Raw genomic sequence first — 25109 nt, 5'->3', positions numbered from 1 at the left:
TTTCTCCTGCGCGTTACCAGCTACCGGAAGCGTCCAGCGTGCGGCTGGCCGTATTTTTTTCCACTGAAGAGGCGATACGTTCCTGTAACAGCTGGAAGTAGCGTTGCTCGTCAAGCGGCAGCTCTACCCAGTCATCCGTCCAGGTAGAGAGGTGCATCGCATTGGAAAGCGTCAGGCCGCGAATGCCTTCCAGGCCAGGGGCGATCAGCGGCTCGCCGTGCAGGATCGCGGCGGTAAAATTGCGGGTAATGACATAGTGCTCGCTGCATTCCGGTGCGGTAGGGATGGTCACTTCCCAGCATTCCGGCTCACCAAAACCGTTTTGCCAGCGGGCGTTGAACTCGGTTTCGGATTCACGCAGTCGCCAGAAGCGCAGGCGACCTTCTTCTACCACCACTTTTCCCCTGCTGCCGACAATTTCGAGGCGGTTGGTGCCTGGCGTTTCGGCGACGGTGGTGATGAACACCCCGGTTGCGCCGTTGGCGTATTCTGCGTAGGCCGTGACGTCATCTTCGACCTCAATCTGACGATGCTTGCCAAACTGGCAAAAAGCACGCAAGCGTACCGGCATGCCGACCAGCCATTGCCATAAATCGAGTTGGTGCGGATCCTGATTCAGCAGCACGCCGCCGCCTTCACCTTTCCAGGTCGCGCGCCAGCCGCCGGAGTTGTAATAGCTTTGCGAACGATACCAGTTGGTAATGATCCAGTTAGATCGACGCAGCTCGCCGAGTTCGCCGCTGTCGATCAGATCTTTTACTTTCTGATACAGCGGATTGGGGCGCTGGTTGTACATCATGCTGAACACCACATCGCATTCACGCGCGCAGGCGTTCATCTCTTGTACCTGCGCTGTGTAGACCCCTGCAGGCTTCTCACATAGCGTATGAATACCAAGACGCATGGCCATCATCGATAAGCCCGGATGGTCATAATGCGGCGTGGCGACGATGACGGCATCGATCAGCCCACTTTCCAGCATCTCTCGCGCATCGCTGAACAATCTCACCTCTTCGCCGACCAGCCGGCGGATCGCCGGATGTTTATCCGGATTGTTATCGCACACTGCGGCGAGCACTGCTTCTTGTACCGTTCCGGCCAGCAGGTAGCGTGCGTGGACGGTACCGATGTTGCCAACCCCAATAATGCCAAAGCGTATTTTTTTCATGTCGTGCCTTTTTCGTCAGAAATAAGGGATATGCGGAACATAAGAAACGCCTGGAATATCGACAATGTGATTTTGTGAGAACGGTTGCAGGATGAAAAAGAAGTTTGTTCAGTCATTGAAAAAGTGTTTTAGAGTCAATGAACTACGTTTGCAAAAAATTGCAAAGATTGATTGCGAGTGAGGTCACAGAATGTCTGGCAAGCTAAAAATGGACGAAATTGCTGCTCTGACGGGCTACTCGGTGAGTACGGTGTCGAGGGTGCTTAGCGGAAAGTCATACACCAGCGATAAAGCACGTGAGGCGATTGTCAGTTGCGCGCGCAGGCTGGGGGTTCTGGACTCGTTGTCCAGCGGGCGGTTGTTGATCAACGGCATTGCTGTTTTCGCCCCGTTGCGCACCTTTACCGCCCGTGGCGATGCATTTTACCTCGAAGTGACACGCGGCATTGCCGAGGCGATAGCGCCACATGATGTCTATCTGAGTTACTGCGGACTGGATGAGCAACGTGCGGATATCAAGGTCTTTCAGGAAAAGGCCAACAATAAGAATATTAATGCGATTATTCTTATCGGCATTGATGACCCGACCGTGCATAAACTGGCGCAACTGTTGGATAAACCCTGCGTGTTGATTAATTCGCAGGACCAGGAAGGGTTGCTGGATGCGGTATCCCCCGATCATCGGGCGATTGGCAACCGTGCTGTGCAATATCTTTTTGATCAGGGGCACCGGCGTATTCTCCATGTCACCAGCCTGCGTCGGGAAACGATGTACTGGCGTCTGGAGGGCATCAAGGAGGTCTACCGACAGTATCAAATACCGTTTGATACCGGGCGCGATCTGCTGGTAACGGAGGGCTTTTCTGAGGACGAATCAGAGCGGGCGATAGGCAACTGGCTACATGAGACGCCACGTGAAGCGTGGCCGGAAGTTATTTTCTGCGCCGGGGCGTCAATGTCGACGGGCATCCGGCGGGTGCTGGAAAAGATTGGCGTGGAGATACCCGGTGAGTTGTCGCTGATGACGACGGATGTTCAGGAACTGGACGCGCATATCGTTGCTGCGGTGACCAGTATCACGATTCCTTGTCGGGCGTTGGGCGTGGAAGCGGTGCATTTGCTGCAGAACCGTCTTAATCGCCCCTCTGCGCCGGTTTTTAACCTGTTGCTGAAAGGAAAGGTGACGGATCGAGGCACCGTTACCCACGCAACGCGCCATGCCGCGCGGGTGACGGTAGCGCGTTAATCGCGGATTAACGCTCTGGCGGCAGGCAAACGCCAATCCCGCCAATGCCACAATATCCATAAGGATTTTTATGCAGATATTGCTGGTGATCGTCCTCGGCATAGTAGAAAGGCGTTGCCGTAGTGATTTCCGTGGTAATGGTGCGCTCGTCGCCTGCGGCGGTCATTGCTGCCTGAAAACGCTCAAGGCTGGCCTGTGCGGCGGCGGTTTGTTCCGGCGTTAACGGGTAAATGGCGGAGCGATACTGCGTACCCTGGTCGTTCCCCTGACGCATGCCCTGCGCCGGATCGTGATTTTCCCAGAACACCTGCAGCAGTTGTTCGTAGCTGATAACATGCGGGTCATAGACGATGCGTACCGCTTCGGCATGTCCAGTGTCGCCAGAACACACTTCCCGATAGGTTGGGTTTGGGGTGTAGCCGCCGGTGTATCCGGCTGCCGTGCTGTATACACCGGGTAATGACCAGAATAAACGCTCAACGCCCCAGAAACATCCCATGGCGAAATAAGCGGTCTCCATACCGTCGGGCACGTTGGTCATCGAATGTTGGTTAACCGCATGCAGCGTTGCCACTGGCATCGGGGTGTTGCGTCCAGGTAGCGCATCTGCTTGAGTAACAAGATGCTTTCTATCAAATAAACTCATGGCCGTTCTCCCGAAATCAGTCATTTGGGTTAAGGTTGTAACGAGACGCGTCTTTGCCCACAATAAACGGCGTGAATACGTCTAGAGTTAAACATAAGAAATATTTGGGTTGCCGTCTGTTTTTCAACTCTTATTGTTGATTTTTTGTTAAGCCGAGGAACGGCATAGTATTTTTTCCAGGGGTGGGAAAAAAGGATATTCAGGAGAAAATGTGCCACATATCCGTCAGTTATGTTGGGTGGGATTACTGTGCTTAAGTGGCTCCGCCGCCGCCGCGAATGTTCGCTTACAGGTCGAAGGATTATCAGGACCGCTGGAGAAAAACGTCCGTGCGCAGCTGTCCACGATTCAAAGTGATGAAGTCACTCCAGACCGACGCTTTCGTGCGCGCGTTGATGATGCCATCCGCGAAGGGCTAAAAGCGCTGGGCTACTTTGAGCCGACCATTGATTTTGAACTACGTCCACCGCCGGCGAAAGGCCGCCAGGTGCTGATCGCCAAAGTGACCCCCGGCGAGCCGGTGCTGATTGGTGGCACCGAGGTGATTTTGCGTGGTGGCGCGCGTACGGATAAAGATTATCTGGATCTGTTGAAAACGCGCCCGGCAATCGGCACCGTGCTGAATCAGGGGGACTATGACAACTTCAAAAAGTCACTCACCAGCGTGGCGCTGCGCAAAGGTTATTTCGACAGTGAATTTAATAAAAGCCAGCTTGGAATAGCGCTTGAGCGCCGCCAGGCGTTCTGGGATATCGATTACAACAGCGGTGAACGCTATCGCTTTGGGCATGTCACCTTTGAAGGCTCGCAAATTCGCGATGAGTATCTGCAAAATCTGGTGCCCTTTAAAGAAGGTGAAGAGTACGAGTCGAAAGATCTGGGCGAACTGAACCGTCGTCTGTCGGCGACCGGATGGTTTAACTCCGTGGTCGTCGCGCCGGAGTTTGATAAAGCCCGCAAAACCAAAGTGCTGCCGCTGAAAGGCGTGGTCTCACCGCGCACCGAAAACACCATCGAAACCGGGGTTGGTTATTCAACTGATGTTGGACCACGGGTGAAGACCTCGTGGAAAAAGCCGTGGATGAACTCCTACGGCCACAGCCTGACAACCAGCGCCAGTATCTCGGCGCCAGAGCAGGTGCTTGATTTCAGCTATAAAATGCCGCTGTTAAAGAACCCGCTGGAACAGTATTACCTGGTACAGGGCGGCTTTAAGCGAACCGATTTAAACGATACCGAGCAGGATTCCACAACGCTTGCGGTTTCCCGCTACTGGGACCTCTCCAGCGGCTGGCAGCGCGCGATTAACCTGCGCTGGAGCCTCGACCACTTTACCCAGGGTAACGTCACCAACACCACTATGCTGCTCTATCCGGGCGTGATGATCAGCCGGACGCGTTCACGCGGCGGCTTGATGCCTGTCTGGGGCGACTCTCAGCGTTATTCTATTGATTACTCCAACACCGCCTGGGGGTCAGATGTTGATTTCTCCGTTTTCCAGGCGCAAAACGTCTGGATCCGCACGCTGTACGATCGCCATCGTTTTGTGATGCGCGGTAATCTCGGCTGGATTGAGACCGGAGACTTCGACAAAGTACCGCCGGACCTGCGTTTCTTCGCCGGGGGCGATCGCAGTATTCGCGGCTATAAATACAAATCTATTTCGCCGGAAGGTAGCGACGGCAAGCTGAAAGGGGCCTCCAAGCTGGCAACTGGCTCGCTGGAATACCAGTACAACGTGACCGGTAAATGGTGGGGCGCGATGTTTGTCGATAGCGGTGAAGCGGTCAGCGATATTCGCCGAAGCGATTTCAAAACCGGTGCCGGGGTCGGCGTACGCTGGCAATCACCAGTGGGCCCTATCAAGCTCGACTTTGCCGTCCCGGTCGGCGACAAAGATGAACATGGTTTACAGTTTTACATCGGTCTGGGGCCTGAATTATGAGTTTATGGAAGAAGATAAGCCTCGGTGTGCTGATTTTTATCCTGCTGTTGTTAGGCACGGTGGCGTTCCTCGTCGGTACCACCTCGGGCCTGCATCTGATCTTCAAAGCAGCTAATCGTTGGGTTCCGGGGCTGGAGATTGGTCAGGTCACCGGCGGCTGGCGGGATTTATCACTGAAAAATATTCGTTATGACCAGCCTGGCGTGGCGGTGAATGCCGGCGAAGTGCATCTGGCTGTGGGGCTTAACTGCCTGTGGGACAGCAGTCTGTGCGTCAACGATCTGGCACTGAAAAACATCAATGTGGCGATCGACAGCAAAAAGATGCCGCCATCCGCGCCGGTTGAGGAAGAAGAGAGCGGTCCGCTTAACCTTTCCACGCCTTACCCCATCACGCTTTCACGCGTGGCGCTTAACAACATCAATATCAAAATCGATGACACCACGGTTTCGGTGCTGGATTTTACCTCTGGCCTGAACTGGCAGGAAAAAACGCTGACGTTGAAGCCAACGTCATTACAGGGGCTGCTGATTGCTCTGCCCAAAGTGGCGGAAGTGGCGCAGGAAGAGGTTGTCGAACCGAAGATTCAAAACCCGCAGCCGGATGAAAAGCCGCTCGGCGAAACGCTAAAAGATCTGTTCTCACAGCCGGTGCTGCCGGAAATGACCGATGTCCATCTGCCGCTCAATCTCAATATTGAAGAGTTTCGCGGCGAGCAGCTGCGCGTGACCGGAGATACGGATTTAACGGTCCATAGCATGCTGCTAAAAGTGAGCAGCATTGACGGCAACATGAAGCTCGACGCGCTGGACATCGACTCGAATCAGGGAACGGTAAAAGCCAGCGGCACGGCGCAACTGACCGACACGTGGCCGGTTGATATTACGTTAAACAGCACGCTAAACATCGACCCGTTAAAAGGCGAAAAGGTGAAGCTGAAGGTCGGCGGCGCGCTGCGCGAGCAGCTGGAAGTCGGCGTCAATCTGTCTGGTCCGGTGGATATGGACCTGCGTGCACAGACGCGTCTGGCTGAAGCCGGATTACCGCTCAACATTGAGGTGGTGAGTAAGCAGGTTTACTGGCCGTTTACCGGTGAGAAACAGTTCCAGGCCGATGACATCAAACTCAAACTGACCGGTAAGATGACCGACTATACGCTGTCGATGCGTACCGCCGTGAAAGGCCAGGATATTCCACCGGCTACCATCACGCTGGACGCCAAAGGCAACGAGCAGCAGATCAATCTCGACAAACTCAGCGTTGCGGCGCTGGAAGGGAAAACCGAGCTGAAAGCACTGGTGGACTGGCAGCAGGCGATCAGCTGGCGCGGGGAGCTAACGCTGGATGGTATCAACACCGCAAAAGCGATCCCGGACTGGCCGTCAAAACTGAATGGCCTGGTGAAAACTCGCGGCAGTCTGTACGGCGGAAGCTGGCAGATGGAGGTTCCCGAGCTGAAGCTGACCGGCAACGTGAAGCAGAATAAGGTCAATGTGAACGGTTCGCTGAAGGGGAACAGCTACCTGCAGTGGACGATCCCGGGCCTGCATCTGGAACTGGGACGCAACAGTGCGGACGTAAAAGGTGAACTGGGGGTTAAAGACCTCAACCTCGACGCGACGATTGATGCCCCAAGCCTGGATAACGCGCTGCCGGGGCTGGGTGGTACGGCGAAAGGGCTGGTAAAAGTTCGCGGTACGGTTGAAGCACCACAGCTGCTGGCGGATATTACCGCCCGTGGTCTGCGCTGGCAGGAACTTTCCGTTGCTCAGGTACGTGTTGAAGGGGATGTTAAATCGGCCGAGCAAATCGCCGGTAATCTTAATGTTCGCGTAGAGCGGATTGTACAACCTGACGTGAATATTGGCCTGGTGACGCTCAACGCCAAAGGCAGTGAAAAGCAGCACGAGCTGCAGTTGCGCATTCAGGGGGAACCGGTTTCCGGGCAACTGGATCTTGCCGGGAGCTTTGATCGCAAAGAACAGCGCTGGAAAGGAGAGTTAAGCAATACCCGCTTCCAGACGCCGGTCGGTCCGTGGTCGCTCAACCGGGCTATCGCGCTGGATTACCGTAATCAGGAACAAAAAATTAGTATCGGACCGCACTGCTGGAACAACCCAAATGCGGAGCTGTGCGTACCACAGACGATTGATGCGGGCGCGGAAGGGCGCGCGGTGGTGAATCTAAACCGCTTCGACCTGGCGATGCTAAAACCGTTTATGCCGGAGACAACCCAGGCCAGCGGCGTGTTCACCGGTAAAGCCGATGTGAGTTGGGACACCACCAAAGAGGGGCTGCCACAGGGGCAGGTCACCCTAAGCGGACGTAACGTGAAGGTCACGCAAAGCGTGAATGATGCACCGCTCCCCGTGGCGTTTGAGACGTTGAATCTGACCGCCGACCTGCACAATAACCGTGCCGAGCTGGGCTGGCTGATTCGTCTGACCAACAACGGACAGTTTGACGGACAGGTGCAGGTAACAGATCCGCAAGGGCGCCGTAATCTGGGCGGTAACGTCAATATTCGCAACTTCAATCTGGCGATGGTGAACCCCATCTTCTCGCGCGGTGAAAAAGCTGCAGGGATGATCAACGCCAACCTGCGCCTCGGCGGCGATGTGCAAAGCCCGCAGTTGCTCGGACAGCTGCAACTGAGCGGTCTTGATATAGACGGTAACTTTATGCCGTTTGACATGCAGCCAAGCCAGTTAGCCGTTAACTTCACAGGAACACGCTCAACGCTGGCGGGCGTGGTGCGTACGCAGCAGGGAGAAATTAACCTGAGCGGCGATGCCGACTGGAGTCAGATAGACAACTGGCGGGCGCGCGTCGCGGCTAAAGGCAGTAGGGTGCGTATTACCGTACCGCCAATGGTCCGCCTGGATGTCTCGCCGGACGTGGTCTTTGAAGCCACGCCAAGCCTGTTCACCCTCGATGGCAACGTGGATGTGCCGTGGGCGCGTATCGTGGTACATGACCTGCCGGAAAGCGCGGTTGGGGTTTCCAGCGATATGGTCATGCTTAACAACAATCTGCAGCCCGAGAAACCGCAGACCGCCGGCATTCCGATCAACAGCAACCTGAACATCCACGTCGGTAACAACGTGCGTCTTGACGCCTTTGGTCTGAAAGCGCGTCTGACGGGCGATCTGAAAGTGGTGCAGGATAAGCAGGGGCTGGGGCTGAACGGACAAATTAATATTCCGAGCGGTCGCTTCCATGCCTATGGTCAGGATCTGATTGTGCGTAAGGGCGAGCTGTTGTTCTCCGGTCCGCCGGATCAGCCGTTGCTTAACATCGAAGCGATTCGTAACCCTGATGCCACCGAAGACGACGTGATCGCTGGCGTTCGCGTCACTGGTACCGCCGATGAACCGAAGGCGGAGATCTTCTCTGACCCGGCAATGTCGCAGCAAATGGCGCTTTCCTATCTGCTACGCGGACAAGGGCTGGATAGCGAGCAGAGCGATAGCGCAGCGATGACCTCAATGCTTATTGGTCTGGGGGTTGCACAAAGTGGTCAGGTTGTGGGTAAAATCGGGGAGACATTTGGCGTAAGCAATCTGGCACTGGACACGCAAGGGGTGGGCGACTCATCTCAGGTGGTTGTCAGCGGATACGTACTGCCAGGTCTGCAGGTGAAATATGGTGTGGGTATATTTGACTCCTTAGCGACACTCACGCTACGTTATCGTCTGATGCCTAAGCTATATCTGGAAGCAGTGTCTGGCGTAGATCAGGCACTTGATTTGCTCTATCAGTTCGAGTTTTAGCAATGCGAATATTTGTCTACGGCAGTTTACGAACCAAACAAGGCAACAGCCACTGGATGACCAATGCCCTGTTGCTGGGAAATTTCAGTATCGATAACTACCAGTTGTACAGCCTGGGCCACTATCCAGGCGCGGTTCCGGGAAATGGAACAGTACACGGGGAAGTTTATCGTATTGATAACGCCACGCTGGCAGAGCTTGACGCTCTGCGTACCCGTGGCGGTGAATACGCACGCCAGTTAATTCAAACGCCGTACGGAAGTGCATGGATGTACGTGTACCAACGTCCGGTTGATGGCTTAACGCTGATTGAAAGCGGTAACTGGTTAGACAGAGACCAGTACTAACATATACCTGATGGATTTCGAGTTGCATCAAGGCGGCGACGCAGAGAATCCCCAGGAGCGTACTTCAGTACGTGACTGGGGTGAGCGAGGACAAACTGGCACAGCCAGTTTGAACAGCGCTTACGCTGGCCCCGAAGGGGCGAGGCCAAAGGCCGAGTAAAGCCAACGCAGAGGCAGTTTGAAAGACGACAGGTATAACACGCCACCCTCGGGTGGCGTTGTTTTATACGATGGTCGCTGTAATCCTGGGCTATCAGGAAGCATTTCTCTTTTTTTTCATCACATAAAAATACCTGTTCAATAAAGCGTTAATTAATATAATTTATTATTTTACTCAAAACATCACCGTGGATTATTGTAAGGCAATATGATCACGTTAGCAGAAATAATTTTATTTTAGTTGCACTCTCATTCTGTAAAAATAATTATCCAGGTAAGGATAGTAATGGAATGAGTAATATTGTTTATCTCAAGCTCATTGGTGAACAACAAGGCGATATTTCTGATGGATGTGGCACAATTGATTCAGTTGGTAATCGGTGGCAACAGAATCATGTGAATGAAATATTTGTTTTTTCTCTGGTTGCAGGAGTAGCGAGTACAGGTAAAGGTACGAATCTAAAGAACTTAACATTCAGTAAGCAAATAGATAAAAGCTCACCACTATTAATGAATGCGATTAATAACAATGAAAACCTGTTTCTAGAGTTTTGGTTTTATCACATAAATAGATATGGTCAATGGGAGAAGTATTATTATATTCAGCTCAGAGGTGCATCGATATCAAGTATTCAGATGAGGGTTATAAAAGACCAGATAGATACAGAAATAATATCAGTAAATTATGATTATATCCTTTGTAAGCACCTGATAAGCAATACCGAGTGTAGCTATCTGGCTTTACCTGCAGACTACAATAAGCTTTTTGTTCCGATTCCGAAACCCCAGACTCAAACTCTTAACAGTGCAGGTGTGGGCCGATTGCTGGCGGCTGGAGGGATTTATAACGGTAACATCGAAGGGTTCAGGGACACTGCAGAAAAACTGGGTGGTGATGCCGTCAAAGGCTACGATCAGATTCTTAATGAGAAAACGGTCGGCGTCGCCATTACGGCTGCCTCTATTGCCGCTGGTTATGGGCTTGGGAGGATGGAGTTAAGTTCGACGATAAGAAGTCTTGAAAAGCTGGGGCGGATTGAAACCAAGAGCATATCATTAGGGCGTAGTAACACCACTGAAAATTTATATCGTCGGACTAGCAATACTGAAGTGTTTTCAGATCTAAAAGTGCCTATGCAGATGCGCTATGTTGAACAGGCTGCACGTGAAGGTGGGATAGGCTTGGGGGGAGTTAAAGTGAGAATTATCAGGGATTCTGACCTGAAAGGTAAGAATATCTATGGTTATACTCACCCTAGTGGTGATATTGATTTGTACCCGGATGCTTTTGCGGATATTGAGCAATTAATAAAAACGTTAGGACATGAAAGAACACATACTATGCAAATCTATCTTTTTAAGCATCCAAATACATATGCTGATGATGCAATCAAGATGAATAAAGAATTGATATTGAATGAAAAAGCCGCCCATAGTATTGAAGATAGCTTTTGGCAATTTTACCTGAATAATAAGACCGGAAAGCTAGAGGAGTACAAATAGATGAACTCTTTGACCTATCTTGAATGGATGAAGCACTTACCAAAAGATGATGGTAGTTACAGTTCATGTGAATGCCCAGCATGTGGTAAAAAAGGACTTTCTTATCAATACTTTGGTTTCGATAATGGTGATATTGGCTGGAAGGTTATTTGGTGCGAAACCTGTAAATCTGGAGTGAAAATTTCGAGAACCAAAATACCTGAAGGGGCTAGTAGGTTAATAGATTTTCAAGAACAAGAACGTTTCTTTGAAACGAAGCCTGAACTGAAACTAATTGTTTAGATTGATCTCAATAAAAGCCCCTCATAAAGTGAGGGGCTTCAATAAGTTATGCTGATCTTAGAAAGCCAACTTACTTCTTCGCGCGCTCGAAGGAAGCAACGATTTCAGCTTTAGCAGCTTCAGCGTTGTCCCAACCGTCAACTTTTACCCATTTGCCAGCTTCGAGGTCTTTGTAGTGCTCGAAGAAGTGGGTGATCTGCGCTTTCAGCAGTTCCGGCAGGTCGGTCACATCTTTGATGTGATCGTATTCTTTGCTCAGCTTGGTGTGCGGTACCGCAACCAGTTTCGCATCTTCACCGGATTCGTCGGTCATTTTCAGTACGCCAACCGGGCGGCAACGAATCACTGAACCTGGCTCCAGCGGGTACGGAGTCGGGACCAGAACGTCTACCGGGTCACCGTCCAGAGACAGGGTGTGGTTGATGTAACCGTAGTTGCACGGATAGAACATCGCGGTGGACATGAAGCGGTCAACGAACAGGGCGCCGCTCTCTTTGTCAACTTCGTATTTGATCGGATCTGCGTTAGCAGGGATCTCGATAACAACGTAGATATCTTCCGGCAGGTCTTTACCGGCAGGGACGTTGAGTAAGCTCATGTCTGTTTCCTTTAAATAAGCTATGGCAAACAAGTGGCGGGTATTATAGCCAACTCGCGCGGAATGTCTCCGCTTGTTTTCGCTTTCTCTGCGTGCATTTTCTTCTTTTTACCTCTCTCTCGTGACAGAAAAGTCCATATCTTCAGCCGCATTTTTCATAGCGAGATGAAAGCGATTACAAAGTTGTGATTAACGTTTTATTTACTTTTTTGAAGTGTGATGTAACGCAATCCGTTACATGCTCAATTGTCTATAGTTTTTTCGCAACGGTTAATTAACCAACAATAATCACCCTACGAGGACGCACTTATGTGGAAGCGCTTACTTTTAGTCACAGCAGTTTCGGCAGCCATGTCGTCTATGGCAATGGCAGCCCCTTTAACCGTAGGATTTTCGCAGGTTGGCTCTGAATCCGGCTGGCGCGCAGCAGAAACCAACGTCGCGAAAAGCGAGGCCGAAAAGCGGGGAATTACGCTGAAAATCGCTGATGGCCAACAAAAGCAGGAAAACCAGATTAAAGCAGTTCGCTCATTTGTTGCGCAGGGCGTCGACGCCATCTTTATTGCGCCGGTCGTGGCAACAGGTTGGGAGCCGGTTTTAAAAGAAGCGAAAGATGCCGACATTCCGGTCTTTTTGCTTGATCGTTCCATCGATGTAAAAGACAAATCTCTCTATATGACCACCGTCACCGCCGACAACGTGCTGGAAGGCAAATTGATTGGCGACTGGCTGATTAAACAAGTGGACGGCAAGCCGTGTAACGTCGTTGAGCTGCAAGGGACCGTCGGGGCCAGCGTGGCGATCGATCGTAAAAAAGGCTTTGCTGAAGCCATCGCCAGTGCGCCAAACATCAAAATTATCCGCTCTCAGTCCGGTGACTTCACCCGCAGTAAAGGGAAAGAAGTGATGGAGAGCTTTATCAAAGCAGAAAACAACGGCAAGAACATCTGCATGGTTTACGCCCACAACGATGACATGGTGATCGGTGCTATCCAGGCGATCAAAGAAGCGGGTCTGAAACCCGGCAAAGATATTCTCACCGGTTCTATCGACGGCGTACCGGATATCTACAAAGCGATGATTGACGGTGAAGCCAACGCCAGTGTCGAACTGACGCCGAATATGGCGGGGCCGGCATTCGACGCGCTGGAGAAATTCAAAAAAGACGGCACGATGCCTGAGAAGCTGACCATTACCAAGTCGATCCTCTATCTGCCGGATACGGCGAAAGAAGAGTTAGAGAAGAAGAAAAACATGGGCTACTAAGCCTTCATGAAAATGCCGGGGGGGCTGCGCTTGCCCGGCCTACATTACGCTCTTTTGTAGGCCGGATAAGCGTAGCGCCATCCGGCGTGATGCAGGGGGAATCATGACCACCGACCAACATCAGGAAATCCTCCGCACCGAAGGATTAAGCAAATTCTTTCCCGGCGTCAAAGCGTTGGATAACGTGGATTTCAGCTTGCGTCGCGGTGAAATTATGGCGCTGCTGGGGGAAAACGGAGCCGGCAAATCGACGCTCATCAAAGCGCTGACCGGCGTTTACCATGCAGATCGCGGCACTATCTGGCTCGAAGGCCAACCGATCTCCCCCAAAAACACCGCCCATGCCCAGCAACTGGGGATTGGCACCGTGTACCAGGAAGTGAACCTGCTGCCCAATATGTCGGTTGCCGATAACTTATTTATTGGTCGTGAGCCGCGGCGTTTTGGCCTGCTTCAGCGCAAGCAGATGGAAAAACGCGCGACGGAGCTGATGGCGTCATACGGTTTTTCCCTTGACGTGCGTGAGCCGCTGAACCGCTTTTCCGTGGCGATGCAACAAATCGTCGCCATCTGTCGGGCGATCGATCTCTCCGCGAAAGTGCTGATCCTCGATGAGCCGACCGCCAGCCTCGATACCCAGGAAGTTGAAATGCTGTTCGGCCTGATGCGTCATCTGCGCGATCGGGGCGTCAGCCTGATCTTCGTCACTCATTTCCTCGATCAGGTTTATCAGGTCAGCGATCGCATCACCGTTCTGCGTAACGGCGGCTTCGTTGGCTGCCGTGAAACCCGGGAATTACCGCAAATTGAACTGGTCAAAATGATGCTGGGTCGCGAACTGGATACCCATGCGCTACAGCGTGCGGGACGCACATTGCTTAGCGATAAGCCGGTGGCGACCTTTAGCGACTTTGGCAAAAAAGGCACCATCGCGCCGTTTGATCTACAGGTGCGTCCCGGTGAGATCGTTGGTCTCGCAGGGCTGCTGGGATCCGGGCGAACGGAAACGGCAGAGGTGATCTTCGGTATTAAACCCGCCGACAGCGGAAGAGCGCTGATCAAAGGCAAACCGCAGACCTTGCGATCGCCGCATCAGGCTTCGTGTCTGGGGATCGGTTTCTGTCCGGAGGATCGCAAAACGGATGGCATTATTGCCGCCGCTTCGGTGCGGGAAAACATCATTTTGGCATTGCAGGCGCAGCGCGGCTGGCTGCGGCCTATCCCACGGAAAGAACAAAACGAGATTGCCGAGCGTTTTATCCGCCAGCTCGGAATTCGCACCCCCAACGCTGAACAGCCGATCGAGTTTCTCTCCGGCGGCAATCAGCAAAAAGTATTGCTCTCGCGCTGGTTACTGACCAAACCGCAGTTCCTGATCCTCGATGAACCCACGCGTGGGATCGACGTCGGCGCACATGCCGAGATCATCCGCCTGATCGAAACGCTGTGCGCGGATGGTCTGGCGCTGCTGGTCATTTCATCCGAACTGGAAGAGTTAGTGGGCTATGCCGATCGGGTCATTATTATGCGCGATCGCAAACAAGTGGCCGAGATCCCACTGGCTGAACTGTCCGTACCGGCGATCATGAACGCCATTGCGGCCTAAGGAGACTATGGTGATGCCTCAATCCCTCCCTCAATCCAATCCGCCTAAACGGCGGTTCCGTTGGCCAAAGGGGATGCCACAACTGGTGGCGCTACTGCTGGTGCTGCTGGTGGATAGCCTGGTCGCCCCGCACTTCTACCAGGTGATTTTGCAGGATGGTCGGCTGTTTGGTAGCCCGATTGATATTCTCAACCGCGCCGCTCCCGTGGCGCTGTTGGCGATTGGTATGACGCTGGTGATTGCCACCGGCGGCATCGACCTTTCCGTGGGGGCCGTCATGGCTATTGCTGGCGCCACTACTGCGGCGATGACGGTGGCCGGGCACAGTCTACCGGTGGTGCTGCTTGCCGCCTTAGGCTCCGGCATTCTGGCTGGGCTGTGGAATGGGATTCTGGTGGCCATACTCAAGATCCAACCGTTTGTCGCCACGCTAATCCTGATGGTGGCCGGGCGTGGAGTGGCGCAGCTTATCACTTCCGGGCAAATCGTCACTTTCAACTCGCCCGAGCTGTCGTGGTTTGGTAGCGGCTCGCTCTTACTGTTCCCTACGCCGGTAATTATTGCACTGCTCACGCTGGTGGTGTTCTGGCTGCTGACGCGGAAAACGGCGCTGGGTATGTTTATCGAAGCGGTGGGTATCAACATTCGTGCGGCAAAAAACGCTGGGGTGAACACCCGCATTATCGTGATGCTCACCTATGTGCTGAGCGGCCTGTGCGCGGCTATCGCTGGCATTATCGTCACGGCGGATATTCGTGGGGCAGACGCCAATAACGCCGGATTATGGCTGGAGTTAGATGCCATTCTGGCGGTGGTTATCGGCGGCGGTTCGCTAATGGGCGGGCGCTTTAACCTGCTGCTGTCGGTGGTAGGCGCGTTGATTATTCAGGGCATGAACACCGGGATTTTGCTGTCGGGCTTCCAGCCGGAACTGAATCAGGTGGTCAAAGCCGTGGTGGTGTTGTGTGTGCTGGTCGTGCAATCACAACGCTTTATCAGCCTGATAAAAGGAGTGCGTGGTCATGATAAAACGTAATTTACCGCTGATGATCACCCTCGGCGTGTTTGTGCTGGGCTACCTTTACTGCCTGACGCAGTTTCCAGCTTTTGCTTCCACCCGGGTGATTTGCAATATCCTGACCGATAACGCTTTTTTAGGGATTATTGCCGTGGGCATGACCTTCGTGATCCTCTCTGGCGGGATCGACCTTTCCGTTGGCTCGGTGATCGCGTTTACCGGCGTATTTTTGGCGAAGGCCATTGGCTATTGGGGTATTTCCCCGCTGCTGGCGTTCCCCCTGATTTTGCTGATGGGCTGCGCGTTTGGCGCATTTATGGGGTTACTGATTGATGCGCTGAAGATCCCGGCATTTATTATCACTCTGGCGGGAATGTTCTTCCTGCGCGGCGTCAGCTATCTGGTCTCTGAAGAGTCGATCCCAATTAACCATCCGATTTATGACACGCTCTCAAGTCTGGCATGGAAAATTCCTGGCGGCGGTCGCCTGAGCGCGATGGGGTTGTTAATGCTGGGCGTGGTGGTGATTGGCATCTTCCTTGCGCACCGTACGCGCTTCGGTAATCAGGTTTACGCCATTGGCGGCAACGCCACCTCTGCTAACCTGATGGGCATTTCTACTCGCAGCACAACGATCCGCATTTATATGCTGTCTACCGGGCTGGCGACGCTTGCCGGCATTGTGTTTTCCATTTACACCCAGGCGGGTTATGCGCTGGCGGGCGTTGGCGTTGAGCTGGATGCGATTGCCTCAGTGGTGATTGGCGGAACGCTGCTAAGCGGCGGCGTGGGAACGGTGTTGGGTACGCTATTTGGCGTGGCGATCCAAGGGCTGATCCAGACCTACATTAATTTTGATGGCACATTAAGTTCCTGGTGGACGAAGATCGCGATTGGCATTTTATTGTTTATTTTTATAGCGTTACAACGCGGTCTGACGGTGCTTTGGGAAAATCGTCAAAGCTCGCCGGTTACCCGAGTGGGCACGGCGGCAACACCAAAGTAACATCCTGATTTTGCACAAAACATTTAAATACCTAAACTTTTTCCGGTTGTAGTCGATAGGTTCTGTACAGGTCTGTTTTAACCCTACAACCGGAAATATAACGATGCCAAAATCCCTTTCAATTCGATCAAGTTTGTTGGTGTTATTGTCTTTGCTGACTTTCCTTCTGTTACTGACCGGTGGTATGGGGCTATATGCCTCTACGCGTGTCATTACCTCATTGATTTATCACAGTATTATGAGCACTGCGATGTTGACTGCTATCGTATTGCTGGCGGTTATTTGGTTTATGCTGCGAAATAAGTTTCTCAAACCGCTGGATAATATGGTTGAGCAACTGGAACGTCTGGCGACGGGGGATTTATCACCGGTTACCACGCTGTCGGCCAGCGCTGAATTCAACCGCCTGAACGCGGCAATGGATGACATGCGCCATGCGCTGGGCGACTCGGTACAACGCGTACGCGATGCCAGTTCGCAAATTGATATTGGCAGTCGTGAACTGACGGCCGGGAACCAGCATCTGGCGCAACGCACTGAATCGACAGCCACTTCACTGGAGCAGACCGCCGCCAGCATGGAAGAACTCACGGCGACGGTGAAACAGAATGCGCAGAACGCGGAACAGGCTCACCAACTGGCAAAATCGGTGTCGGATACCGCCGATCGCGGTAGTGAAATGGTGTGCTATGTGATCGAGAAAATGCGCGATATTTCCGGCAGCTCCAGCCGAATCGCCGACATCCTCAGCGTAATCGACGGTATTGCTTTCCAGACCAATATCCTGGCGCTCAACGCTTCCGTTGAAGCGGCGCGCGCCGGTGAGCAGGGGCGGGGCTTTGCGGTTGTTGCAGGTGAAGTACGTAATCTGGCCAGCCGCAGCGCCGAGGCGGCCAAAGAGATCCGCACGTTAATCAGTGATTCACACACCCACGTAGGGGAAGGTAGTGAGCTGGCGCAGCAGGCGGGCGAAACCATGGATGAGATTGCCAATGAAGTCATGCGCATGACCAAACTGATGCGTGAAATTGCCAGTGCGTCCCAGGAACAGAGTCGCGGCATAGAGCAGGTGAATATTGCGGTGATTCAGATGGATGAAACGGCGCAGCAAAATGCGGCGCTGGTACAGCAGTCGTCAGCGGCTACCCGCTCGCTGGAAGAACAGTCTTCAGCGCTAATCGAAGCAATGGCCGTATTTAAGCTACAGACAGCGTAACTGTGCGTAGGCCGGATAAAGGCGTTTACGCCGCCATCCGGCAATATCACCGTATTGTGCCGGATGGCACTTCGCTTATCCGGCCTGCAACGTGCTGTAGGCCGGATGTTGCGCTTACGCGTCCGGGAACTCGCGGATAAAGCGTTCTACATCTTCAACCATATGGTCGTTACCCACGAAGAAGGAGCGGCGCTGGTGCAGGCTTTCCGGGATGATATCCAGAATACGATTTTTACCGTCGCTCGCCTTGCCGCCCGCTTGCTCGGCCAGCAGGGCCATTGGGTTGCATTCATACAGCAGACGCAGTTTCCCTTCCGGGTGGCTGGCGGTGCTTGGGTACAGGTAGATCCCGCCTTTCAGCAGATTGCGATGGAAGTCCGCAACCAGAGAGCCAATGTAGCGCGAGGTGTACGGGCGCTGGGTTGACTTATCTTCTTCCTGGCAGAATTTAATGTACTTCTTCACGCCGTTCGGGAATTTGATGTAGTTACCTTCGTTAATGGAGTACGTGCTGCCTTTCGCCGGGAAGCGCATACGTTCCTGGCTGAGGCAGAATACGCCCAGAGAAGGATCGTAGGTGAAGGCGTGCACGCCACAGCCGGTGGTGTACACCAGCATGGTGGAAGAACCATAAACCACGTAACCTGCAGCAACCTGCTTGTTGCCCGGTTGCAGGAAATCCTCTTCCGTGACCGGAGTACCGACTGGGGTTACGCGGCGGTAAATAGAGAAAATCGTACCGACAGAGACGTTAACATCGATGTTGGATGAGCCATCCAGCGGATCCATTAGCACAACGTATTTAGCGTGTTCACAGCCTTCAAAGACGACGATTTCATCTTCTTCTTCCGAGGCAATGCCCGCCACAATGTCGCGCGCCTTCAGTGCAGCTTTCAGTTTTTCGTTCGCGAACAGATCGAGTTTTTGCTGAACCTCTCCCTGCACGTTCTCAGCACCGCTGGCACCCAGGATATCGACCAGACCGGCCTTGTTGATATCGCGGTGGATGATCTTGGCGCCCAGCTTTATTGCCGACAACAAAGCAGTGAGTTCACCGGTAGCATGAGAAAACTCGTGCTGCTTTTCGACAATAAATTCACCTAACGTTTTCATAACACTTTCCCTGCAATTTATGTGGAGTAAAGCGACCGCAACAATATTAACAAATATTTCCATTGTTGCGCTTAGGTGAATCGCGCCAGCAAACTGCGGAATATCCTGAAATGCGTTTCTCACTTGCCGGACATGTGCGTAAAATGGCCCCCAGATTAAAAAAGGATAGTGACGTATGCGCATTCATATTTTGGGAATTTGTGGCACTTTCATGGGCGGTCTGGCGATGCTGGCGCGCTCGCTCGGTCATGAAGTAACCGGTTCGGACGCCAATGTGTATCCGCCGATGAGTACCTTACTTGAGAAGCAAGGCATTGATCTGATTCAGGGTTACGATGCCAGCCAGCTCGACCCGCAGCCGGACTTAGTGATCATCGGCAATGCCATGACCCGTGGTAATCCGTGCGTGGAAGCGGTTCTCGAGAAGAACATTCCGTTCATGTCTGGCCCGCAGTGGCTGCATGACTTTGTATTGCGCGACCGCTGGGTACTGGCGGTTGCGGGTACGCACGGCAAAACCACCACCGCCGGAATGGCGACCTGGATCCTCGAAGCCTGCGGCTATAAGCCTGGCTTTGTGATCGGCGGCGTACCGGGTAACTTCGAGGTTTCTGCGCGTCTGGGCGAAAGCGACTTCTTCGTGATTGAAGCGGATGAGTACGACTGCGCGTTCTTCGACAAGCGTTCTAAATTCGTGCATTACTGCCCGCGTACGCTGATCCTCAACAACCTTGAGTTCGATCACGCGGACATCTTTGACGATTTGAAAGCGATCCAGAAACAGTTCCACCATCTGGTGCGTATCGTGCCGGGCCAGGGACGCATCATCTACCCGGAAAACGACATCAATCTGAAACAAACGATGGCGATGGGCTGCTGGAGCGAACAAGAGCTGGTGGGCGAACAAGGTCACTGGCAGGCGAAAAAACTGACCACCGATGCTTCTGAGTGGGAAGTGTGGCTGGACGGTGAAAAAGTCGGTGAAGTGAAGTGGGGCCTGGTGGGCGAGCACAATATGCATAACGGTCTGATGGCGATTGCGGCCGCGCGCCATGTGGGCGTCGTGCCTGCAGATGCAGCTAATGCGCTCGGTTCATTCATTAACGCCCGTCGTCGTCTTGAGCTGCGCGGTGAAGCCAATGGCGTGACGGTGTATGACGATTTTGCCCATCACCCGACGGCCATTCTGGCAACGCTTGCGGCGTTGCGCGGTAAAGTGGGCGGTACGGCGCGCATCATCGCAGTGCTGGAGCCTCGCTCGAACACCATGAAAATGGGCCTGTGCAAAGACGATCTGGCGCCGTCGTTAGGCCGTGCGGACGAAGTGTTCCTGCTGCAACCCCCGCATATTCCGTGGCAGGTAGCCGAAGTCGCTGAAGCCTGCGTTCAGCCGGCACACTGGAGTGGCGATGTGGATGCCCTGGCAGATATGGTGGTCAAAACCGCGCAGCCAGGCGATCACATTCTGGTGATGAGCAACGGCGGATTTGGTGGTATTCATCAAAAACTGCTGGATGGCCTGGCGAAGAAAGCTCAGGCAGAAGCGGAAGAGTAAAAAAATGCCCGGTGGCGCTACGCTTACCGGGCCTACAACGTGTTAACGGATTGTAGGCCGGATAAGGTGATTGCACCGCCATCCGGCACTTTCGGCAGACGAAGAGGTTAGGCCTCGTTTTCCGCCAGTTCACGCAGATACTGGAAGATCTGGCGGGAAGATTTTGGCGGCTTGTTGCCCGCTTTTTCTTTCCTGGCGTTACGCACCAGCGAACGCAGTTGCTGGCGGTCGGCGTCAGGCCACAGATTCATCACTTCTTCGATGGCTTCATCGCTACCGTCAACCATACGGTCACGCAGTTGCTCCAGCTTATGGAAGACAACGACCTGCTGGTTGTGACGATTTTTCAGCTTGTCCAGCGCCTGACGGATAGGATCAACATCGCGCTGGCGCAACATTTTGCCAATCAACTGCAACTGGCGGCGACGTCCTTCCATCTTAATACGCTGGGCCAGCTCAATGGCGGCACGTAAATCCGCATCAAGCGGGATCTTATCCAGCGCGTTTTTCCCCAGATCAACCAGTTCCGCACCCAGGCGTTTTAACTCCTCGGCATCGCGTTTAATTTCACTTTTACTGACCCAGATAATTTCATCGTCTTCGTCTTCGATGTCATCACCGGGAACGTCGTCGAGCCAGTCTTCGGGCTGCTTTGTCATTTCAGGCTCCTTAAAAAAAGAGGCTAATGTTACCAGTTAAGATGCGCACTGAAAAACGGTTCTCTGTTAGACTTCAGAGAAACTCTCTCTACATTATGGCATTTGCGATGAAAGTAATCTCACAAGTTGAAGCGCAGCGTAAGATTCTGGAAGAAGCAGTCTCGACGGCACTGGAATTAGCGTCAGGTAAGTCGGATGGCGCGGAAGTCGCTGTGAGCAAGACCACGGGTATTAGCGTCAGCACCCGTTATGGTGAAGTGGAGAACGTCGAATTCAATAGCGATGGTGCACTGGGGATTACGGTTTATCACCAGAACCGTAAGGGCAGCGCATCGTCCACCGATTTAAGCCCGCAGGCGATTGCACGCACCGTGCAGGCTGCGCTGGACATTGCACGTTACACTTCGCCGGATCCGTGCGCAGGCGTGGCAGATAAAGAACTGCTGGCTTTTGATGCGCCCGATCTGGACCTGTTCCACCCGGCGGAAGTTTCCCCTGATGAAGCCATCGAACTGGCTGCTCGTGCTGAACAGGCGGCGCTGCAGGCTGATAAGCGTATCACCAATACCGAAGGCGGCAGCTTTAACAGCCACTATGGCATCAAAGTGTTTGGTAACAGCCACGGCATGCTGCAGGGCTACTGCTCCACGCGTCATTCCCTTTCCAGCTGTGTGATCGCGGAAGAAAATGGTGATATGGAGCGTGATTACGCCTACACCATTGGCCGGGCGATGGGCGATCTGCAAACGCCGGAGTGGGTGGGGGCTGACTGTGCTCGCCGTACCTTATCACGCCTGTCTCCGCGTAAGCTGTCCACCATGAAAGCGCCGGTGATTTTCGCCAACGAAGTGGCGACCGGACTGTTCGGACACCTGGTCGGCGCGATCGCCGGCGGTTCTGTGTACCGCAAATCCACCTTCCTGCTGGATTCGCTGGGCAAACAAATTCTGCCGGAATGGCTGACTATTGAAGAACATCCGCACCTGCTGAAGGGACTGGCGTCGTCGCCGTTCGACAGCGAAGGGGTACGGACCGAACGCCGCGACATTATTAAAGACGGCGTGCTGACTCAGTGGCTGCTGACCAACTATTCCGCACGTAAGCTGGGGCTGAAGAGCACTGGTCATGCAGGCGGGATCCACAACTGGCGAATTCCGGGACAAGGTCTAAGCTTCGAGCAGTTGCTCAAAGAGATGGGCACAGGTCTTGTGGTTACTGAGCTGATGGGACAGGGCGTAAGCGGCATTACCGGCGATTACTCGCGCGGCGCGGCGGGCTTCTGGGTCGAAAATGGTGAAATTCAGTATCCGGTGAGTGAAATTACCATCGCCGGTAACTTAAAAGAGATGTGGCGCAATATTGTGACCGTGGGGAACGATATTGAAACGCGCAGTAATATCCAATGTGGTTCGGTATTGTTACCGGAGATGAAAATCGCCGGGCAGTAATACTCGTTAAGGCGTTAATTTTTAATAATAAAAAAGGAAGTGAGCAATGCGTAAACACCTGTTAGCGATCGTCGCGGCTTCAACGCTGGTTCTTGGTTCTTCTGCGTTTGCAGCCGATCTCGAAGATGACATGGGGATCCTCAACGACAACCTGAAAATTGTCGAAAAAACGGATAATGCGACTGAACTGAAAGACGCGTTAACCAAAATGCGTGCAGCCGCGCTGGACGCGCAAAAAGGTACGCCACCGAAGCTGGAAAACAAATCCCCGGACAGCCCGGAGATGAAGGATTTCCGCCACGGCTTTGACACGCTGATCGGCCAGATTGACGGCGCGCTGAAGCTGGCGAACGAAGGTAAAGTTAAAGAGGCGAAAGCCGTTGCGGAAGAGCTGAAAACCACGCGCAACGAAAACCACAAGAAGTTCCGCTAATCTGCGCTATCCGGCCTACATACCTGTAGGCCGGATGAAATCCCCCGCTACTGCACGCCCCATAAGTAAACGCTATCCCCATCACATTTTTTCATTTTTATCGTCCATTCATTGTTCGCACTTCCTTCCATTTTGCAGCCCACTCTTGCGATCTCAATCACATTCTTCCGGTGATAAATCGTGGTTCCAGCCCTTTTTGCGGCACAGATCACTATCGCTGCACACCTTTCCACTTCGAAGTGGAAAACAACTCGCTACAAACTTATAACCTCCGTCGCTAATTTACCCTCAGAGACATTAACGGGGTAAGACGAGTGAATAACGGAGCTGTAATGAATGACATGGGGGAATCGGTGGAACTGGCCGACCGCATGCTGGCGCAGGTGTATGCCTTGCTGCGTGAACGCAACATTATTCCCAACGCCGTACAGGAACAGATGCTGACGTCGCATGTTCGCGCCATGGCGCACCGCTCGGTAACGGGTGAACCCTTACCAGAAGTCGATGCCAGCTTGTTTGATGAAATATCTGCCGAGTCAATGGCGCTTGCCCGCGACGTGGTTGCCGAGTTTGGCAATCTTCCTGAGGAAGAGGCCTGGCTGCTGTCGGTGCACTTTGAAGTCGCGAAAGACAACCTTTAAGGAGAAAAAGATGGAACAGATTACCGTAGTGATTGGCGATCGTCTGGGTAAAGGCCAGAAAGTGGCGGCAGGCGTAGAGAAAGCGGGTGGCCGTGCCGTTGTGGTGCCGGGCGTTGCAGCAGATATGAAGCTGGGTGACGTGATGAAGGCGGAAAACGCCACCTTTGGTATCTCGTTTTGCGGCAGCGGTGGTGCGGGTGCGATTACTGCGCAGACCAAATACGGCTACAAGGCGAAATACGGCATGCGTTCGGTCGATGAAGGGGTAACCGCCATCAACGAAGGGTGCAACGTACTGGGATTCGGATTTATGGACAAAGAAGAGCTCGGCGAGCGCCTGGTGCAGGCCTGGCAAAAGAAACACGGCGCTTAAGCATGAAAGAGCAATTCACCACCACGGTGAGAGTCACGGGTAAGGGCGAGACCAAAGCTCGCGCCTTTGCCGATGCCCTGAACCACGTTCAGGCTGCGGTGATGAAAGCGTCGCCGCATATCTTACTGCGTATTGAGCCACAGGATGTGCAGGTTGTTCAAGCGCGTGAATCGGTGCGTAAAGAGGCGTTTTTATTCCTCTTTTTGCGCCGGGAAAGACGCACTTTCAGCGTGGAGCTGGACGTGACCGTCAACGTGACTGCCATCAATCTCGACAAGGTGGATTTCGTTACGCAACGCTGATTTTCTATTAAAAGGCATAATTATGTTCCTGATAATATTAATAAAATCGCTCATCATCGGCGCGTTGGTTGGCGTTGGTGTCGGCGCTGGGGCTGCACGCATGTTTCATGCGCCTACCACTCAAGGGATGGGCGCGTTTCGTACTCTTGGAGAACTGAATTCCTGCGAAGGGGATCCGGCTTCTCACTTCTCGTTCGGTCTGGGCTTCTTCTTTAACGCCTGGGCTTCCTCCGTTGCGGCGGGGGCGTTCACTCAGGACGTCGACCATCGCATCATCCCCAACTGGGGCGCCGCCGCGCTGATGATTAAAAATCGCAACGTCGGTGAAACGCTGCACGATCCTAAGCGCATGGCAATTGCCTGCGGCGTTATCGGGATGATCGTGGTGACCTTCCTGAACCTCACTGCGTCATCCGTACCGGAAGCGCTGCAGGTTACCGCCGTCAAGGTGCTGGTGCCAGCGGCTAACCTGCTGGTTAACACCGTGATGCCGGTGATCTTCTGGCTGGCGGCGATCGACGCCGGTAAGAAATCCGGCTTCTGGGCCACCGTTTTTGGCGGCGCGGCGCAGCTGATCATGGGCAACGCCGTTCCGGGGCTGGTGCTCGGTATTCTGATCGGCAAAGGTGTTGAAGAAAGCGGCTGGAACCACGTCACGAAAGTGATGATGGTAGCTATCGTCGCGCTGTTTGTCCTGAGCGGCTTCTTCCGCGGTTTCGATATGAAGATGATCGAATCCTTCCATCTGACCGTGCCTAACTGGCTCGAACTTATCCACAACTCGCTCAGCGGCAAATAACGGAGGT

Annotated in this window: 23 protein-coding genes; 18 read left to right on the top strand and 5 right to left on the bottom strand. The window is 53.3% G+C overall.

Annotation, left to right across the window (positions count from 1 at the left end; translation table 11 throughout):
- Nucleotides 1–13: 13 nt before the first annotated feature.
- Nucleotides 14–1168: a Gfo/Idh/MocA family protein gene (locus GUC46_RS21290; protein WP_138828128.1), complete on the bottom strand. Its 1155-nt coding sequence runs from the start codon at nt 1166–1168 to the stop codon at nt 14–16.
- A 190-nt stretch (nt 1169–1358) separates the two neighbouring features.
- Here GUC46_RS21290 and GUC46_RS21285 point away from each other — a divergent pair, with 190 nt between their 5' ends.
- Nucleotides 1359–2414 (top strand): LacI family DNA-binding transcriptional regulator, encoded by a 1056-nt coding sequence (locus GUC46_RS21285; protein ID WP_049015044.1) that lies wholly within the window; start codon nt 1359–1361, stop codon nt 2412–2414.
- A gap of 7 nt (nt 2415–2421) precedes the next feature.
- Here GUC46_RS21285 and msrA read toward each other — a convergent pair whose 3' ends face one another.
- On the bottom strand, nt 2422–3060 hold the full coding sequence (msrA, locus tag GUC46_RS21280; RefSeq protein WP_016149464.1) for a peptide-methionine (S)-S-oxide reductase MsrA: 639 nt from the start codon (nt 3058–3060) through the stop codon (nt 2422–2424).
- A gap of 211 nt (nt 3061–3271) precedes the next feature.
- Here msrA and tamA point away from each other — a divergent pair, with 211 nt between their 5' ends.
- The 5 genes from tamA to GUC46_RS21255 all read left to right on the top strand — a co-directional run bounded on the left by tamA (nt 3272) and on the right by GUC46_RS21255 (nt 11069).
- Nucleotides 3272–5005 (top strand): autotransporter assembly complex protein TamA, encoded by a 1734-nt coding sequence (gene tamA, locus GUC46_RS21275; protein WP_003025718.1) that lies wholly within the window; start codon nt 3272–3274, stop codon nt 5003–5005.
- Nucleotides 5002–8778 (top strand): autotransporter assembly complex protein TamB, encoded by a 3777-nt coding sequence (gene tamB / locus GUC46_RS21270; protein WP_016149465.1) that lies wholly within the window; start codon nt 5002–5004, stop codon nt 8776–8778. Before tamA ends, tamB begins: the two co-directional genes overlap by 4 nt.
- A gap of 2 nt (nt 8779–8780) precedes the next feature.
- Nucleotides 8781–9125, top strand: a complete 345-nt coding sequence (locus tag GUC46_RS21265) for a gamma-glutamylcyclotransferase (protein WP_003025723.1) — start codon at nt 8781–8783, stop codon at nt 9123–9125.
- 450 nt (nt 9126–9575) lie between these two features.
- Nucleotides 9576–10787, top strand: a complete 1212-nt coding sequence (tssD, locus tag GUC46_RS21260) for a type VI secretion system tube protein TssD (RefSeq protein WP_003839551.1) — start codon at nt 9576–9578, stop codon at nt 10785–10787.
- A complete protein-coding gene (locus GUC46_RS21255) occupies nt 10788–11069 on the top strand; it encodes a hypothetical protein (RefSeq protein WP_003839553.1) in 282 nt (93 codons plus the stop codon).
- A gap of 70 nt (nt 11070–11139) precedes the next feature.
- Here GUC46_RS21255 and ppa read toward each other — a convergent pair whose 3' ends face one another.
- Complete coding sequence (gene ppa / locus GUC46_RS21250; protein WP_003025726.1) at nt 11140–11667, bottom strand: inorganic diphosphatase; 528 nt, start codon at nt 11665–11667, stop codon at nt 11140–11142.
- A gap of 309 nt (nt 11668–11976) precedes the next feature.
- Here ppa and ytfQ point away from each other — a divergent pair, with 309 nt between their 5' ends.
- From ytfQ to GUC46_RS21225, 5 genes are all read left to right on the top strand, one after another.
- A complete protein-coding gene (gene ytfQ, locus GUC46_RS21245) occupies nt 11977–12933 on the top strand; it encodes a galactofuranose ABC transporter substrate-binding protein YtfQ (RefSeq protein WP_003025728.1) in 957 nt (318 codons plus the stop codon).
- Nucleotides 12934–13036: 103 nt separating this feature from the next.
- Nucleotides 13037–14539, top strand: a complete 1503-nt coding sequence (ytfR, locus tag GUC46_RS21240) for a galactofuranose ABC transporter, ATP-binding protein YtfR (protein ID WP_160180704.1) — start codon at nt 13037–13039, stop codon at nt 14537–14539.
- Nucleotides 14540–14552: 13 nt separating this feature from the next.
- Entirely contained in the window at nt 14553–15575 is a 1023-nt protein-coding gene (gene ytfT / locus GUC46_RS21235) for a galactofuranose ABC transporter, ATP-binding protein YtfT (protein WP_008323019.1), read from the top strand.
- Nucleotides 15562–16563, top strand: coding sequence for a galactofuranose ABC transporter, permease protein YjfF (yjfF, locus tag GUC46_RS21230; RefSeq protein ID WP_003025736.1), 1002 nt, complete (start codon nt 15562–15564; stop codon nt 16561–16563). The genes ytfT and yjfF overlap by 14 nt, the downstream gene beginning before the upstream one ends.
- Before the next feature lie 103 nt (nt 16564–16666).
- Nucleotides 16667–17779 (top strand): methyl-accepting chemotaxis protein, encoded by a 1113-nt coding sequence (locus GUC46_RS21225; RefSeq protein ID WP_088902795.1) that lies wholly within the window; start codon nt 16667–16669, stop codon nt 17777–17779.
- Nucleotides 17780–17893: 114 nt separating this feature from the next.
- On the opposite strand, the gene fbp is transcribed toward GUC46_RS21225, so the two are convergent.
- Complete coding sequence (gene fbp, locus GUC46_RS21220; protein ID WP_003025742.1) at nt 17894–18892, bottom strand: class 1 fructose-bisphosphatase; 999 nt, start codon at nt 18890–18892, stop codon at nt 17894–17896.
- Nucleotides 18893–19067: 175 nt separating this feature from the next.
- On the opposite strand from fbp, the gene mpl reads away from it, so the two are divergent.
- Entirely contained in the window at nt 19068–20447 is a 1380-nt protein-coding gene (mpl, locus tag GUC46_RS21215; RefSeq protein WP_003844936.1) for a UDP-N-acetylmuramate:L-alanyl-gamma-D-glutamyl-meso-diaminopimelate ligase, read from the top strand.
- A 107-nt stretch (nt 20448–20554) separates the two neighbouring features.
- On the opposite strand, the gene yjgA is transcribed toward mpl, so the two are convergent.
- Nucleotides 20555–21106, bottom strand: coding sequence for a ribosome biogenesis factor YjgA (yjgA, locus tag GUC46_RS21210; protein ID WP_003025750.1), 552 nt, complete (start codon nt 21104–21106; stop codon nt 20555–20557).
- Nucleotides 21107–21201: 95 nt separating this feature from the next.
- On the opposite strand from yjgA, the gene pmbA reads away from it, so the two are divergent.
- The 6 genes from pmbA to GUC46_RS21180 all read left to right on the top strand — a co-directional run bounded on the left by pmbA (nt 21202) and on the right by GUC46_RS21180 (nt 25102).
- Nucleotides 21202–22554 (top strand): metalloprotease PmbA, encoded by a 1353-nt coding sequence (gene pmbA / locus GUC46_RS21205; protein ID WP_003830385.1) that lies wholly within the window; start codon nt 21202–21204, stop codon nt 22552–22554.
- 46 nt (nt 22555–22600) lie between these two features.
- A complete protein-coding gene (cybC, locus tag GUC46_RS21200) occupies nt 22601–22987 on the top strand; it encodes a cytochrome b562 (RefSeq protein ID WP_003025756.1) in 387 nt (128 codons plus the stop codon).
- A gap of 332 nt (nt 22988–23319) precedes the next feature.
- On the top strand, nt 23320–23628 hold the full coding sequence (locus tag GUC46_RS21195) for a glycine dehydrogenase (RefSeq protein ID WP_003025758.1): 309 nt from the start codon (nt 23320–23322) through the stop codon (nt 23626–23628).
- A 10-nt stretch (nt 23629–23638) separates the two neighbouring features.
- Nucleotides 23639–24001, top strand: coding sequence for an SFCGS family glycine-rich protein (locus GUC46_RS21190; protein WP_003830384.1), 363 nt, complete (start codon nt 23639–23641; stop codon nt 23999–24001).
- Nucleotides 24002–24003: 2 nt separating this feature from the next.
- Nucleotides 24004–24303: a DUF4312 family protein gene (locus GUC46_RS21185; protein ID WP_003025762.1), complete on the top strand. Its 300-nt coding sequence runs from the start codon at nt 24004–24006 to the stop codon at nt 24301–24303.
- Between the two features lie 22 nt (nt 24304–24325).
- A complete protein-coding gene (locus GUC46_RS21180; protein WP_003025764.1) occupies nt 24326–25102 on the top strand; it encodes a DUF4311 domain-containing protein in 777 nt (258 codons plus the stop codon).
- Nucleotides 25103–25109: the final 7 nt, after the last annotated feature.

It is taken from the genome of Citrobacter sp. LUTT5 (assembly GCF_009905315.1).
Classification (GTDB): Bacteria; Pseudomonadota; Gammaproteobacteria; order Enterobacterales; family Enterobacteriaceae; genus Citrobacter; species Citrobacter freundii.
Note: the sequence above shows the minus strand (reverse complement) of the source record. Positions and strands in the feature narration are given on the sequence as shown.

Bases quoted from the DNA above. Each gene is read 5' to 3' on its own strand.
- GUC46_RS21255 (WP_003839553.1), top strand. From the start codon at position 10,788: ATGAACTCTTTGACCTATCTTGAATGGATGAAGCACTTACCAAAAGAT.
- GUC46_RS21190 (WP_003830384.1), top strand. From the start codon at position 23,639: ATGGAACAGATTACCGTAGTGATTGGCGATCGTCTGGGTAAAGGCCAG.
- GUC46_RS21285 (WP_049015044.1), top strand. From the start codon at position 1,359: ATGTCTGGCAAGCTAAAAATGGACGAAATTGCTGCTCTGACGGGCTAC.
- pmbA (WP_003830385.1), top strand. From the start codon at position 21,202: ATGGCATTTGCGATGAAAGTAATCTCACAAGTTGAAGCGCAGCGTAAG.
- yjgA (WP_003025750.1), bottom strand. From the start codon at position 21,106: ATGACAAAGCAGCCCGAAGACTGGCTCGACGACGTTCCCGGTGATGAC.
- ytfR (WP_160180704.1), top strand. From the start codon at position 13,037: ATGACCACCGACCAACATCAGGAAATCCTCCGCACCGAAGGATTAAGC.
- mpl (WP_003844936.1), top strand. From the start codon at position 19,068: ATGCGCATTCATATTTTGGGAATTTGTGGCACTTTCATGGGCGGTCTG.
- GUC46_RS21195 (WP_003025758.1), top strand. From the start codon at position 23,320: ATGAATGACATGGGGGAATCGGTGGAACTGGCCGACCGCATGCTGGCG.
- tssD (WP_003839551.1), top strand. From the start codon at position 9,576: ATGAGTAATATTGTTTATCTCAAGCTCATTGGTGAACAACAAGGCGAT.
- msrA (WP_016149464.1), bottom strand. From the start codon at position 3,060: ATGAGTTTATTTGATAGAAAGCATCTTGTTACTCAAGCAGATGCGCTA.
- ytfT (WP_008323019.1), top strand. From the start codon at position 14,553: ATGCCTCAATCCCTCCCTCAATCCAATCCGCCTAAACGGCGGTTCCGT.
- yjfF (WP_003025736.1), top strand. From the start codon at position 15,562: ATGATAAAACGTAATTTACCGCTGATGATCACCCTCGGCGTGTTTGTG.
- ppa (WP_003025726.1), bottom strand. From the start codon at position 11,667: ATGAGCTTACTCAACGTCCCTGCCGGTAAAGACCTGCCGGAAGATATC.
- GUC46_RS21225 (WP_088902795.1), top strand. From the start codon at position 16,667: ATGCCAAAATCCCTTTCAATTCGATCAAGTTTGTTGGTGTTATTGTCT.
- tamB (WP_016149465.1), top strand. From the start codon at position 5,002: ATGAGTTTATGGAAGAAGATAAGCCTCGGTGTGCTGATTTTTATCCTG.
- GUC46_RS21290 (WP_138828128.1), bottom strand. From the start codon at position 1,168: ATGAAAAAAATACGCTTTGGCATTATTGGGGTTGGCAACATCGGTACC.
- cybC (WP_003025756.1), top strand. From the start codon at position 22,601: ATGCGTAAACACCTGTTAGCGATCGTCGCGGCTTCAACGCTGGTTCTT.
- GUC46_RS21265 (WP_003025723.1), top strand. From the start codon at position 8,781: ATGCGAATATTTGTCTACGGCAGTTTACGAACCAAACAAGGCAACAGC.
- GUC46_RS21185 (WP_003025762.1), top strand. From the start codon at position 24,004: ATGAAAGAGCAATTCACCACCACGGTGAGAGTCACGGGTAAGGGCGAG.
- fbp (WP_003025742.1), bottom strand. From the start codon at position 18,892: ATGAAAACGTTAGGTGAATTTATTGTCGAAAAGCAGCACGAGTTTTCT.
- GUC46_RS21180 (WP_003025764.1), top strand. From the start codon at position 24,326: ATGTTCCTGATAATATTAATAAAATCGCTCATCATCGGCGCGTTGGTT.
- ytfQ (WP_003025728.1), top strand. From the start codon at position 11,977: ATGTGGAAGCGCTTACTTTTAGTCACAGCAGTTTCGGCAGCCATGTCG.